The sequence below is a fragment of the Nocardia sp. PE-7 genome (genome assembly GCF_030486425.1).
Taxonomy (GTDB): domain Bacteria; phylum Actinomycetota; class Actinomycetes; order Mycobacteriales; family Mycobacteriaceae; genus Nocardia; species Nocardia salmonicida_A.
This window is the reverse complement of sequence record NZ_CP129614.1, coordinates 3,497,694-3,510,835: the sequence shown is the minus strand read 5'-3', so window position 1 is coordinate 3,510,835 and position 13,142 is coordinate 3,497,694. Positions and strand designations below refer to the sequence as shown.

General features: G+C 68.3%; 13 protein-coding genes. 4 read left to right on the top strand and 9 right to left on the bottom strand.

The window, feature by feature from the left end; genetic code table 11:
• Positions 1-1,149, top strand: a complete 1,149-nt coding sequence (locus tag QX204_RS16510) for an acyl-CoA dehydrogenase family protein (RefSeq protein WP_301907762.1) — start codon at positions 1-3, stop codon at positions 1,147-1,149.
• Between the two features lie 63 nt (positions 1,150-1,212).
• Here QX204_RS16510 and QX204_RS16505 read toward each other — a convergent pair whose 3' ends face one another.
• Positions 1,213-2,106, bottom strand: a complete 894-nt coding sequence (locus QX204_RS16505; protein ID WP_301907761.1) for an alpha/beta fold hydrolase — start codon at positions 2,104-2,106, stop codon at positions 1,213-1,215.
• Positions 2,103-2,303: a hypothetical protein gene (locus QX204_RS16500; protein ID WP_301907760.1), complete on the bottom strand. Its 201-nt coding sequence runs from the start codon at positions 2,301-2,303 to the stop codon at positions 2,103-2,105. The genes QX204_RS16505 and QX204_RS16500 overlap by 4 nt, the downstream gene beginning before the upstream one ends.
• Before the next feature lie 224 nt (positions 2,304-2,527).
• Between QX204_RS16500 and QX204_RS16495 the strand changes: the two genes are divergently transcribed.
• A complete protein-coding gene (locus QX204_RS16495) occupies positions 2,528-3,718 on the top strand; it encodes a Zn-ribbon domain-containing OB-fold protein (RefSeq protein ID WP_301907759.1) in 1,191 nt (396 codons plus the stop codon).
• Complete coding sequence (locus QX204_RS16490; protein ID WP_301907758.1) at positions 3,715-4,893, top strand: thiolase C-terminal domain-containing protein; 1,179 nt, start codon at positions 3,715-3,717, stop codon at positions 4,891-4,893. Before QX204_RS16495 ends, QX204_RS16490 begins: the two co-directional genes overlap by 4 nt.
• Here the strand turns inward: QX204_RS16490 and QX204_RS16485 are convergent.
• Genes QX204_RS16485 through QX204_RS16470 form a run of 4 tightly spaced genes read right to left on the bottom strand, consistent with a single transcriptional unit; the run spans position 4,884 to position 10,150 of the window.
• A complete protein-coding gene (locus QX204_RS16485; protein ID WP_301907757.1) occupies positions 4,884-6,263 on the bottom strand; it encodes an amidohydrolase family protein in 1,380 nt (459 codons plus the stop codon). The genes QX204_RS16490 and QX204_RS16485 overlap by 10 nt on opposite strands.
• Positions 6,263-7,564: a CoA transferase gene (locus QX204_RS16480; protein WP_301907756.1), complete on the bottom strand. Its 1,302-nt coding sequence runs from the start codon at positions 7,562-7,564 to the stop codon at positions 6,263-6,265. Before QX204_RS16480 ends, QX204_RS16485 begins: the two co-directional genes overlap by 1 nt.
• A gap of 1 nt (position 7,565) precedes the next feature.
• On the bottom strand, positions 7,566-8,609 hold the full coding sequence (locus tag QX204_RS16475) for an enoyl-CoA hydratase/isomerase family protein (RefSeq protein WP_301907755.1): 1,044 nt from the start codon (positions 8,607-8,609) through the stop codon (positions 7,566-7,568).
• Positions 8,606-10,150 carry an AMP-binding protein gene (locus tag QX204_RS16470; RefSeq protein WP_301907754.1) on the bottom strand — a complete coding sequence of 515 codons (1,545 nt, stop codon included), beginning with the start codon at positions 10,148-10,150 and terminating at the stop codon, positions 8,606-8,608. The genes QX204_RS16475 and QX204_RS16470 overlap by 4 nt, the downstream gene beginning before the upstream one ends.
• A 90-nt stretch (positions 10,151-10,240) precedes the next feature.
• Between QX204_RS16470 and QX204_RS16465 the strand changes: the two genes are divergently transcribed.
• On the top strand, positions 10,241-10,957 hold the full coding sequence (locus QX204_RS16465) for an enoyl-CoA hydratase/isomerase family protein (protein WP_301908018.1): 717 nt from the start codon (positions 10,241-10,243) through the stop codon (positions 10,955-10,957).
• A gap of 7 nt (positions 10,958-10,964) precedes the next feature.
• Here the strand turns inward: QX204_RS16465 and QX204_RS16460 are convergent, their stop codons facing one another.
• The 3 genes from QX204_RS16460 to QX204_RS16450 are packed head-to-tail and all read right to left on the bottom strand — an operon-like array spanning position 10,965 to position 13,137.
• Positions 10,965-11,573: a carboxymuconolactone decarboxylase family protein gene (locus QX204_RS16460; protein WP_301907753.1), complete on the bottom strand. Its 609-nt coding sequence runs from the start codon at positions 11,571-11,573 to the stop codon at positions 10,965-10,967.
• On the bottom strand, positions 11,570-12,313 hold the full coding sequence (gene fabG, locus QX204_RS16455) for a 3-oxoacyl-ACP reductase FabG (RefSeq protein WP_301907752.1): 744 nt from the start codon (positions 12,311-12,313) through the stop codon (positions 11,570-11,572). Before fabG ends, QX204_RS16460 begins: the two co-directional genes overlap by 4 nt.
• Positions 12,310-13,137 carry a TauD/TfdA dioxygenase family protein gene (locus QX204_RS16450; RefSeq protein WP_301907751.1) on the bottom strand — a complete coding sequence of 276 codons (828 nt, stop codon included), beginning with the start codon at positions 13,135-13,137 and terminating at the stop codon, positions 12,310-12,312. Before QX204_RS16450 ends, fabG begins: the two co-directional genes overlap by 4 nt.
• Positions 13,138-13,142: the final 5 nt, after the last annotated feature.

Genomic DNA, 13,142 nt, shown 5'->3' with positions numbered 1-13,142 from the left:
GTGCGCCGAGACATCTACACCGAGGATCACGAAGCCTTCCGCGGGCTGGCCAGGGAATTCATCGAGAAGGAGATCGCACCCCACTACGCCGAGTGGGAAAAGGCCGGCCAGATGCCGCGAGAAGTCTTCGAAAAGCTCGGTGCGCTCGGTGTTCTCGGCGTCGCCATCCCGTCGGCGTACGGGGGAGCGGGGCTGCGGGACTATCGCTACAACGCCGTCCTGCAGGAGGAAGCGGCGCGCGCGCTGGTGACCCTGAGCACGGTGCGCACCCAACTCGACGTCATCCTTCCCTACTTCCTGGAATACGCCGACGAGCAGCAACGCGAACGCTGGTTTCCCGGCCTCGCGAGCGGTGCGTTGCTCACTGCCATCGCGATGACCGAACCGGGCACCGGCTCCGATCTGGCCGGAATGCGCACCTCTGCCGTTCGCGACGGCGACGACTATCTGCTCAGTGGCGCGAAGACTTTCATCACCGGCGGCCTGCTCGCCGACCTGGTGATCGTGGTGGCACGGACCTCGACCGACCCGGACAACCGGCGCGCGGGATTGACGCTGTTGGTGGTCGAGGACGGCATGCCCGGATTCGAGCGCGGGCGGGTACTGGACAAGATGGGCTGCAAGGTGCAGGACACTGTCGAGTTGTCGTTCGACCAGGTCCGAGTCCCCGCGGCGAATCGACTCGGTGCCGACGGTGCGGCTTTCGGCTACCTCGGCAACAATCTGTCGCAGGAACGGATGACGGTCGCTGTCGGCTCGGTCGCCCAGGCCCGGGCCGCGATCACCGCGACGATCGACTACGTCAAAGAGCGCAAGGCCTTCGGGAAACCGGTCTCGTCCTTTCAGAACACCAAGTTCGAACTCGCCGCGATGTCGGCTGAACTCGAGGCCGCGCAGACCATGGTGGATCGTGCGGTTCTCGACCTGGTGGAGGGCGAACTGTCCGGCCCCGACGCCGCCCGCGTCAAACTGTTCACCACGGAAATGCAAGGCCGGGTGGTCGATCGCTGCCTGCAACTGTTCGGTGGCTACGGCTATATGACCGAGTACCCGATCGCGCGGCTCTACACCGATGCGCGGGTGGCCCGCATCTACGCCGGAACCAGTGAGGTGATGAAGGTGATCATCGCCAAATCTCTTGGTCTGTAAGGGGTGAGCGCCTCTGCCCCACGACCACCGTTGTCGTGGGGCAGATTCCGCTGACCGAGAATGTCATCGGCGCGCGATCACACATTCCTCGATGAAGGACATGACCCTGAGGTGATACGCGGTCGCCGAGTGCCCCATACTCAGGTTATGGCCGCTGTCGGCTTGCTCGTTGAGCACTACGCGCGGCGCGGCCGTGAACAGGGCGGCGACCTCACCCAGGGCGATCGGGTCGGTGCGCCATACCCTCTCGTAGGCGCCCACGGTGAACTGGACCGGAACGGCGACGTTCGCGGCGAGGCGCGCGAAATCGTGCGTCGCCCACCGCGGCATCACGGTGGCCTCATAGGCGGGGCCGGGTGATGCGATCGCCGCACCGCCGTATATCTCGGTGGGATACAGATGGCTGGGCTGCCAGAGCAGTTCGCGCAGGCGGTCGCCTCGACCGGGTCCCCCTGCCGTCAGGCTACTGATGGCATCGGGATGGTGTTCTCGGCCGGTGCCCGCCAGTTCGATACCGAGCAATGTCGCGCCGCGTTCGTCGGCGGCCATGCGCACAGCCAACTCGCACCCCGCCGAATGCGCGAGGACGAACAGCCCCGCGCCGCGGGGCCGCGTCCCGAGTATTCGCTCCACGACGGCATAGGCGAGGTCGACGCGTCGGGTGGCCGGTGCGATTTCCCTCGCGTGTGGTGCCGAACTGCCGTAGCCGGGGCGGTCGATCGCGAGCACGGTGAACCCGAGCGCGGGTGCGGTCCGCAGCAGCGACAGCCGGGGATGGCCGGGGCAGTCGAAGTAGGCGGAGGTCGTCACGCCCCCGTGCACCGCGACGATGACGGCACGAGGATCGGCGGCCTCGGCCAGCAGCGCTGACATCGGGACACCGTCGATATCGACGGTGTGGGAGCTGATCGGGACATCGTGCGGCAGCCGCACCAGATCGGACCCGGCACTGGTCATCGCTTCGGGTCGCTTTCGCAGTGGGCGGGCACGGCAGTGAGATGGCCGGCCTCCGCGGAGACCAGGACAGCGCAGGCGGCGATCGTCATGTCGGGCAGTACCGCCTTCGCGTAATGGAAGAAGCTCGCGCGCAGGCGCTGTGCGACGGTGAAGCCGCCGCTGGTCGGCGAGGGCGAGGGGGGATGCATCTCGATCAAGGAGACTCTCCATTCAATATGGGAGAACCATACTCTCGCAGCGGATTTGCGCACAAGAGAGGGGCAACGACGTGCGGTTAGGCTCGTCGGAGGAGGGCATTTCCGCTTCATTGAAGCTGCGGTAGTGTCGGGTTGCGACACCGCAATGTGATCGAATCGGGGACGCTATCAGAAAGCATTCTCTAATATGAGAATGAGATTACCATCTAGGTCGGGAGAGCACGATGCCGTTGATCGCTTCGGTCGGTACCTATCTGCCGTGCTGGGGTACCGCCGAAAAACGCGTACCCGGTGACGACGAGGACGCGATCACGCTCGCGGTCGAAGCGGGTCGGGCCGCGATCGCCGCCGGGTCCGGGGTGGAGCACGTCGTGCTGGTCAGCCGCGATCTCCCGCTGCTGGAAGGCGGCAATGCCGCGGTGCTGCTGGCGGGTCTGGGCTTGGATTCCGAACTCGAGGTGACCGAGCGCCTCGGCGGTGCGCCTGCGACCCTGGACGCCCTCGGCTCGGCGCGGCCGCGGACTCTGGTGATCGGCGTCGACCTCGATCCGGCGGGTGCGGCCGCCGCGGTGACGGGCGAACGGGGGTTACAGGTGCGGACCGTGGCGCGTGTCGCCCGGAGCCTGCCGGTCCGGGCTCGCTATGCCACCGGCGTCGTGCACGACTACGGCGACCCCCGACTGTTGCGTGAACGTGGACTACTCGGGTCACTGGCCGCGTCCTGGCTCGACACCCCCGTCGCCGTGGCAGGCGTCGATCACGAACAGGCCGCCGATCTATGTGTCGGTACCCCGCCACCGCTGCCGACGTTGGGTGCGAGTTCTGGATTGTTCGCGCTGGCGGCGCTGGTGGAAGCGGGGCAGGCGGGTCCGCTCGTCGGCGTGGAGCAGGGGAGTCTGTCCGCTGTCACGGTGGCGGCGGGCGTGGTGCCGGTGCATCGGCACGAACCGGAGCCGCGCGGGAAACCCCTGGCCACATTCGTGCCCGGTGCCGACATCCCGATCTCCCTGGCCGCCTACGAGCGCGCCTTCGAGGCGAAAGTGCGCTGGGCCGCCGGTCGGCACGCCGACACCGACGAACTGGATTTCCCGCCCCGATATCGGGTCGACGACGACGGTGCGCTGCGCACCGACTACACGCTGGTGCCGTTGCCGCGGACCGCCGTCGTCTACACGTCGGTGACGGTGCATGTGCCGGTGCCGGGGCTGAAGACGCCCTACTCGCTGGTCATCGTCGAACTCGACGAGGTCAGTGTGCGCGCGCTGGTGAAGGTGACCAGCGCCGAACCGGGTTCGGTGGCCATCGGCGACCGCGGCCGCATGGTGTTGCGGCGCGTGGCTGTGCGGTCCGGAGTGCCGGACTACGGCTACGCCTTCGAACCGGAAACCCTCGAACGACAGGAGTCGGCAGCATGAGAAGAGTTGCCATCGTCGGCGCCGGAATGACGCCCTTCGCCGAGCATTTCGCGCTCGGTATCAAAGATCTCGTGCCGATGGCCTTCGCCGACTGCGCGCGCAGCATCGACAAGGGGCTGCGCAAGTCCGATATCCAGGCCGCCTGGTTCGGCGAGCTCGGCACCGCCGACGGGTTCGCCTCCGGCATTCTCGCCGACACCCTCGGCCTGCCCGATATTCCGGTGACCCGCGTCGAAAACGCCTGTGCCACCGGGCACGACGCGGTCCGCAACGCCCTGCTCGGTATCGCCTCCGGCGCCATCGACGTCGCCCTGGTGGTCGGCGCGGACAAGCTGCGCGAGTCGGCGTCCAAGGACATGCTGTGGGAGTGGGAGGCGATGACCCGCGACATGGCATGGGACTATCCGCTCGGGCTGGTCGCGCCTGCCGGGTTCGCGCTGCACGTGGCCAGGTATCTGCACGAATCGCCTGCCACCCGTGAGCACATGGCCATGGTCGCGGTGAAGAATCACAAGCACGGCGTTCGAAATCTCAAGGCGCGGTTACGCTTCGAGATCAGCATCGAAGAAGCCCTCGCGGCGCCGACGGTGGTCACCCCCTTCGGGCTCTACGATTGCGCGCCGCAGAGCGACGGAGCGGCAGCTCTCGTGCTCGTCGCCGAGGACGTGGTGGATCGCTACACCGATCGCCCGGTGTGGATTCGCGGGGTCGGCCTCGGCATGGATTCGGTGATGCACCAGCACAAGCGGGATATGACGACCTTCCCCGCCACGGTCCGCGCGGCCAAGCAGGCTTTCGGGATGGCGGGGTTGACTCCGTCGGACATCGATGTCGCCGAGGTGCACGACTTCTTCACCGGCATCGAGTTGATGAGCTACGAGGATCTGGGTTTCGCCGACCGATTCGAGGCCCACAAGCTCGTGGAAGCGGGAGTCACCAGTGTCGGCGGCGCGCTACCGGTGAATCCGAGCGGCGGCTTGAAGTCGAAGGGGCATCCGCCGGGCGCCACCGGCGTCGCGCAGTGTGTGGAGCTGTTCGAGCAGTTGCGCGGCGACGCGGCGAACCAGGTCGATCGAGCGCGCATCGGCTTGGCGCACTCCATCGGTGGTCCCACCGCGGTGGCGGCTGTGACGATCCTGGCCGGGCCGGACGAACGCGGCACGTCTCAGCCGTAGACGATCCGTCCGTCGACGACGGTGGCCGCGATCGGTGGGGTGGGCAGGATCGCGGCCACTTCCTCGGGTGCCACCGCCAACAGCGTCAGATCGGCGACCTCGCCGGGTGCGATGGTTCGCGGCACGGTCGGCCGTTCGGGTCGGCCGATGAACAGGCGCACTGCCGAGGGCAGTGAAACACGCTCGGCCGCAGCACGACCCGAATCCGGGTCGACGGCGGCACGGATGAGTCGCCAGGGGTCCGCGCCACCGAACGGGGCATCGGTGCCTGCGGCCACCCCCACCCTCGCTGCCAGCAGAGAACCGAGCCGCCACAGATCCGGACGATCCTCGACGGGCACCTCACGCCGGTACTGGTCGCCTCGTTCGACCAGGAAATGTGGTTGGGTCACCACCGGTATCCGGTTCGCCCGCAACCACGCCATCGCCTCGACCGGGATGATCGCACCGTGCTCGATGCGATCGCCGGGACGCACGCCCGCGCCGTCGAGCGCGGTCATCGTCAGAATCAGTTGGACTCTGGTCACACAGTGCACCGCGACCGATCGATCGGCGGCGTGGATCTCGCGGATGCGCGCGACGAACTGATCCAGGGTCGGCAGGGTGGTGTCGTCGAGCAGGATCTTGGTCGGCCCCAAGGAGAACCTCAGGATCCCCGGGGCGGTGACGGCGGGCGGTGCCATGCAGTGAACTCGTTGCTGAATTCGGCCACCGGCCACGTCACGGGCGAAGTCGTCGATATCGGTCTGCCGCAGGCCGGGAGTAGCGTCGGTGACGCCGGTGATCCCCAGTGCCGCGGCGCGCGCGCTGACCGTCGTGAGATCGAGGGGCCGGGTGGCGATCCGGGCGCCGAGCCAGGCGTCCATCCGCCAGAGTCGGCCGTTGACCCGGCCGTCGAGGTCGCGTTCCACCCCTGGCTGTGTGCAGTGCTCCAGCTCTACCGCTGCGCAGGCCCGCGAATTGAGCGTCCAGAGGGCGCCGGAGCGATGTTGGATACGGACCGGACGCCCAGGGATCAAGCGGTCGAGTGCCCACCGGTCCAACTCCCCAGCCGCCGACTCGTGGTAGCCGACGCCACGGATCCATACCCCCTTCGGCAAGGTCGCGTCCGCCTGCCGCAGCCGAGCCGCCAGCTCATCGACGGTGTGGACCGTCAGTGGGCCGAGCTGGAGTGAATCGTCGGACGCGGCGAGGGAACGCAGGTGCACATGGTGGTCGTGGAGGCCGGGCAGCAGCCACCCGCCGCCCGCGTCGATGACGTCCTCGCCGGGAAACGGCCGTAACCCGGTTCCACACTGGGTGATCGACCTACCGTGCCACCGAACATCGGAGTGCTCGGTCCCGAAGATCCGAGCCCGTCGGATGAGCATCAGTCATCACCCGGCCACAGTGCCGCCGGTGCGGTAACGGTGCTGCGGCGTTGTGTCGGTGCGCATTCCACGATCCAGTCGTCGCGGTGTCCGCGAACCGAGTGAGGTCCGTGCGTGATAGGCGGCGCGGCCGCGAAAGCCGCCGCCGTGGCTCGCATGGACAGGTCGATCAGCACGCCACCACCGCTGTGGCGTGCGCAGGCCACCGCCAGCGCCGCGCAGATCCCCGAGAGCGGATCGGCGATCGCGTCAGCGCAGAAGACCGGCTCGCCCTCGTGCCGCCCGACCAGGCCGCCCGCGACCGCGGCGTCGTCACCGAAGGCCACCCGCATCGGGTCGGATCGGCCGTAGCCGGTGAGGCTCAACCAGATCTGCCCGTCGCGGTGCGGGCGATCCTCGGGTGCGAGGCCGAGTTGAGCCAATGCCCGTGGACGGGACGCCTCGAGCACGATATCGGCCGAATCGAGGAGTTCTCCCAAGGCTTTTCGACCCGCCTCGCAGCGGAAGTCGATGGTGCGGAATTCGTGTCCGGCGTGCAGCCAGTCGAAGAACCGAGGATCGCCGACGCGGGTGCCGTCGGGCCGGTGCGCACCCTCCACCTTGATCACCCGCGCTCCGGCCAGGCCGAGTATGCGCGCGCACAGCGGACCGGCCCACATCGAGGACAGATCGACGACGACGAGTCCACGCAGCGATCGCGCGGCGACCGGTGTGGCGATGCGAGAAACGCCCCATGGCAGCACTTTTCGGGGCGTGGTGAGCACAGAGGCCGGAACGCCGAGCAGTTGTGCTCGCTGGACCAGGTCGGCCCCCGATGACCGTGCGGCTGCCGCCTCGAGCGCAGTCCACGGATCTCCGTCGACGATCCCGCCGAGAATCGCGGGGACGGCGTCGATGTCGTCGGGGCGGCTCAGCGTCAGGGCGCACCACCCGTCGGTGGTGCGCAGCAGCTTGCTCGTGCCGTTCGCCGACCGGAGCCCCGCTCGCCGTAGTCCGGCTCGTCGCGCCCTGCCGGTCAACGCGACCGCCGGGTCGAGGTCGACGCGGTCGCCGAGGTCTTCGGTGATCCACGACAGCGCGCGCAGCGCCGCACGCAACAGGTTGTAGGCGGGTGCGGGGGACAGCACCGGTGCGGCATCGTGGCCGGTCAGCGCCATCGCACCGGAACCCGCCCAGGCCAGCACCGGGCAGTCCAGCTCGGCGGGAAAGTCTTCGGGGACGGTGTGGGTGGTCAGGGTCCGCATCCACTCGTCCACCACCGCCTGCGGTGTTCGGTTGTCCGCCTGGGGATCTGATCGCACGTCAGCGCCGGGCACCGGTCACCTGATCGATCAGGCCCCAGTCCAGTGCCGTAGCGGCGTCGAGTCGCTGTTCGGTCAGCATCAGCCATGCGGCGCGCCAGCGGCCGATCCGCCGCGGCACGCTGACGGTTCCGCCCGCGCCGGGGATCAAGCCCATCCGCACCTCGGGGAAACAGAAGTACGTATCCGGGGTCGCGGTGACCGTTCCCGCGAACGCGGCGATTTCGGCGCCCGCACCGATGCACGGGCCGTTGGCGCGGACGACGAGACGGTCGGCGATGCGATCGAGCGCTCGCCATGGTGCGTGATCGAGTCGCACCAGGTACGCGGCGACTAGGTCTGTCGCGGAGCCGAATTCGGCCAGATCACCACCGCTGCAGAACACGGGTCCCTCGCCACTGAGTTCGATCGTCGCGATACTCGGGTCCGCGACTGCCACCTGCGCGGCGGCGAGAAGTTCCTCCCGGAGCCACGTGCTCAGCGCATTGCGACGCTGCGGGTGATCCAGCAGGATCGACAGGTGGTCCGCGTTGCGCCGCAGTCGAACCAGGGGGCGATCGGTAGCGGGTGCGGGCTTGGCGGGCCCGCGCTCGACGAGCCATCGAGCGAATTCGGGGCCGGCGAGCAGCATCGAGTAGGCCGCGGCCTCGGCGGCCAGCGCGGGCGTGGTGTCGCGTTCGGTTCTCGCGCGAAGCAGATGGCCGCAGACGAGCGCGGCCCGCGGCGATCGGGCGACAGCGGCACGCAATGACGCAAGGGCGGCATCGATGTTCGCCACGGAGACCACCTCTGAACGGAGGCCCGAGGTCGGCCGGTCGGTCAAGGTCAGCGTGGCGGCGGCCAGCACGGGTCCGATGGCCGCGGAAGGTGGTCGCCGCAGGACCCCGACGACGAGCGAGGTCGACTCCCGGATTCGAGCGGCCGTCGCGAGCATCGACTCGGGGGACGCGGCGCCGAGGTCGTCGAGTTCGAGCACGATGAGCGGTCTGGTCGGCGCTCCTGATTCCGAGAGCGCGAGCCCTCCGTCCAGCAGCGGATCGTTCATCGACTCGGTTGCCGGTCGGCGAGGGTGCGTCGGACGTGGAACTTCTGCACTTTGCCGCTGGCGGTCCGTGGAAAGTCCTCGACCTGGTGCAACTCCTCCGGCCACTTCTGTTTGGCGACACCGGCCCGGTCGAAATGTGCCCGCATCTCGTCGATGGTCGGCAGCAGGTGGCCCGTGCGCAGCCGCACCACGGCGGCGGCGTGTTCGCCGAGTCGGGCGTCGGGCGCGGCGACGACGACCGCCTCCGCGATCCCGGGCATGGTCAGCAAGATCTCCTCGACCTCGAGGGCGCTGATGTTCTCGCCGCCGCGAATGATGATGTCGGCCTTGCGATCGGTGATCGTGAGGTACCCGTCGGCGTCGAGTTCGCCGATATCACCGGTGTGGTACCAGCCATCGGCGTCGAAGGCAGCGGCGGTGAGGGCGTCGTCGGTGTAGCCGAGGCACAATTCCGGTCCGCGACTGAGGATTTCGCCGTCCTCGGCCAATCGGATCTCCACGCCGGGGAGGACGTCGCCGTCGGTGAACAGGCGTTTGTCCGATGCCGCGGTGACCCGCGACCCGGTGATCGAGGGGTGTTCGGTGCTGCCGTAGGAGCGGAAGACCGTGATGCCGAGATCGTCGAGCCGACGCGTGACCGCCGCGGGCACCGATGACCCACCCAGGCCCGCGTACTTCATCCGGGGCAGATGCGCGTCGGAGAAATCGGGATGGTCGAGCAGGCTGGTGACGAAATATGTCGCGCCGCCGCCGACGGTGAGTCCGTCGCTGTGCATCAGCGCCAAAACGAGCTCCGGATCCCACACATCGGTCAGATTCACCGGTGAGCCGTCCAGCACCGGAATCAGGAAGGCGTTGACCATGCCGATGAAGTGTCCGACGGGGGCCGCGGTGAGTTGTTTACCGCGTTCGGGCGGATACCAGGCGGCCAGCTGCCGGGTTTCGTGACCGAGGGTCTCGTGGCTGTGCACCACGCCTTTGGGCGCGCTGGTGGTCCCCGAGGTGAAGGCGATCAGCGCGGGGCCCGCCGGATCGGACGCCAGGAAGCCGGGCATCGGGTCATCGGCGAGCAGCTCGTCGAAGTCGCGTCCCACGACGCCGACGATCGGAATGTCGGCGCACAGATCGGCCTGGTACTCCAGGCGTCCGAACCGCTCGGCCGCGATGAACACCTTCGGTGCGGTCGCCTCGAGAATGTAGGTGAGTTCCTTGCGGCCGTAGAAGTGCACGATGGGCACCACCACAGCGCCGAGGAAGGCCGAGGCCCAGAAGGTCGCGGCGGCCTCCATCCAGTTGGGCAGTTGGAACGCCACGACGTCGCCGGGACCGACTCCGCGAGCGCGCAGGCCGGCGGCGAGGCGCCGAGCCCGATGCTCGACCTCGCCGAAGGTGGCCGACCAGGGGCGCTCGGCCGAGTGCACCCGGAACTCGGTGTCCGGTGCGGCGGCGAGACCGCGCGTCAGCAATTCGCCGATCGGTTCGCCGGTCCACCACCCCTGTGTTCGGTACTGCTCGATCAAGTCGGCGGGAATGCTGCGCACGTGAGACTCCAATGCCCGATCCGAGGTCCTGCGGCGATGATGTTATTCTCTGAAATCAAGAATGACAATCTCGCGATGGGAGAATCTCAGATGGTCGACCTCGAGTTGGATGAGGGTGTCGCGGTCATCACGATCGATCGACCACAGGCCCGCAACGCCATCGCGCCGAGCACGATGGACGAGCTCGACGACGCGCTCGACAGAGCGAAAGGCGCCCGCGCCCTGGTCATTCGAGGAGCCGGTGACCGCGCGTTCGTCTCCGGCGGCGACCTGAAAGAACTGAGCGCGCTGCGTACCGAGGAGCAGGCCGCGGCGATGGCGTGGCGGATGCGGTCGATTTGCGACCGGTTGGCGAATTTCCCTGCCCCGGTGATCGCCGCGCTGAACGGGCACGCGCTCGGCGGCGGTGCCGAAGTCGCTGTCGCCGCGGACATCCGGATCGCCGCCGACGACATCAAGATCGGATTCAACCAGTCCGCCCTGGCGATCATGCCCGCCTGGGGTGGGGCCGAGCGGCTCGCCGCCCTGGTCGGTAAGAGTCGGGCGTTGCTGCTCGCGGGTGCCGGGACCATTCTCGCGGTGGCCGAGGCCGAGCGACTGGGGCTGGTGGACCGGGTGCTGCCACGGGCCGATTTCGAGGCTGGCTGGCGCGCGGCGGCCCGATCGCTGGCTACCGCGCAGGCCGGCGAGATCAAGCGAGTCGTCGCCGGGGTGTCGGCACAGGAAGCCGTCGACGCCTTCGCGCGGCTGTGGGTGGCCGATGAGCACTGGGTCGCCGCCGACGCGGTGCTCACTCGGCGCACCTAGCCCACGATCACCCGTCGGCGGGCAGAAACGGAACAAGCGCGGCTTCGGCAGGCACAGCGAACGAGTTCAGGGCCATCGCGAGCATCGTGTACGTGCCGACGACGAACACCAGATCCATCAGCTGGTGTTCGTCGAACTCGGTCGCCAAGGCGTTCCAGGTGTCCTCACGCACCACGCCGTCGGCGAGCAGTTCGTCGACGGCGGTGAGCAACCACCGATCGGTCGCCGACCACCCCGGTGCGGCTGGGCCTTCGGAGATCCGGGTGATCTCCTCGGGCCCCAGACCCGCGCCCGCGGCCAGGATCACGTGCTGTGCCCACTCGTAGCCGCAACGCCGGACCGCCGCCACCCGGAGCACGAGCAATTCCCGCTGCCGGGCCGTGAGCGCGGAGCCGGACAGGAAATGGCCGGTGAAGGTCAAGAACGGTTTCGCCAGCGCCGGATACCTGGCCAGGGTGCCCAGGAGATTGGCGCCGCTCTGGCGGCCGCCGGACGGCTCGGCCCCGGTGGCGGCGGCGGTGCGGAAGCCGGCCAGGAAGGTGGTCATCTCGGTGGACCATTCCGCCGTCGGAAGCGGCGAGATGCGTGGTTGCGCGGGATCGTCGGTCGCGGTCATGTGTTGCGCCCGCCGTTGACGCCGATGACCTGGCCGGTGAGGTAGCCGGCCTCCTCGCTGACCAGGAACGCGCAGGTGGCGGCGACATCGGCGGGAGTGCCGATCCGGCCGACCGGGGTGCGCGCAATCTGGGCGTCGACGTCGATGAACCCGCGCTCCACTGTCCGCCGAAGCATCGGTGTATCGATGAATCCCGGCGGGACGGTGTTCACCGTGATCCCCCGCTTGGCGAATTCGAGCGCCAATACCTTGGTCAGGCCGACCACGCCCGACTTCGCCGAGACATAGCCCGCCAAACCGGCTGCGCCGCTGTGGATACTCGACGACGAGATGTTGACGATGCGGCCCCAGCCCTGCTCGATCATGTCCGGGATCACCGCCTGACAGCAGTCGAACGTCCCGGTGAGATTGATCGCCAGGGCACGACTCCAGGCCGCCGCGGTGATGTCGAGGAACGGGCCGTCCAGGGTCAGTCCGGCGCTGTTCACCAACACCGTCGGGCGGCCGAGGCGGGCGCGTACTTCGGCGAGACCGGCATCGATGGCGGTGCGGTCGGTGACATCGACGGTCAGGCCGATGGCCTTGCCCCCGGCGTTCTCGATCTCCGTCGCTGCCGCCTCGGCCGCGGCGCCGTCGATGTCGAAGATGGCGACGAGAGCGCCGTCCGCGGCCAGCCGGGTGCTGATCGCACCGCCGATCCCGGAAGCGCCGCCGGTGACAACGGCTGTGCGAGAACTCATTTGATCGCCTCTTCGCCCCGCAGGGTGGTGCGGTGCATCCGGCGAGGTTCGCGCCGGTCGAAGGCACAGGCCCGGTGGACCAGGCCGCGGTTGTCCCAGATCACCAGGTCGCCGACCGACCAAGCATGTCGCAGCACACGATCCGGGGCCGTGGCTCGCTCCTGGAGTTCGGCCAGCAACGATCGGCCCGCTGCGGTGTCCATGCCGAGAACGTGTGAAGCGGTCGCTCCGAAAACCAGTGAGCGACGCCCTGTTTCGTGCTCCCACACCAGCGGATGTTCGCGGACGGTCCGCGAGGCCCACTCGCTCAGCTGTTCCGCGGTGGGTTCCGGGTAGGTCAGTCGCTGGATGGCCTCGAAGGTATGGACCACCCGCAGTCCGGCGAAATCCCGCTTCTCGGTGTCGGAGAGAGTGTCGTAAGCGGCGTAGGTGCTGGCGAACTCGGTTTCGCCGCCCTCGGTGGCGATCACGTGGGCACTGAGCATCGACGCCTTCGCCGGGATGGCGTCCAGCGCCCCGTCCAGGTGCCAGAAATCGTTGCTGGCGAAGTATTCGGCGTTCGGATTGTCCGGGTCGAAACTTATCTGCATGACATCGGGATTCGCGTACAGCGGGAACTGCACCAGCTCGCCGAGGCGGCGACCGAACGCCGCCTGCGCCTCGTCGCCGATGTGCAGTTCGCGAAACAGCAGGACGCCGTACTCTTCGAGCGCCGCCATGCACGCCGCGGGGATATCGGGATCGGTCAACAGCCGGTCGATGTCGGCGTCGAGTACTTCGACGCCGACCGTGTCGCTCAGCTTCTTCGTGGCAAGGGTTGGCATCGCGC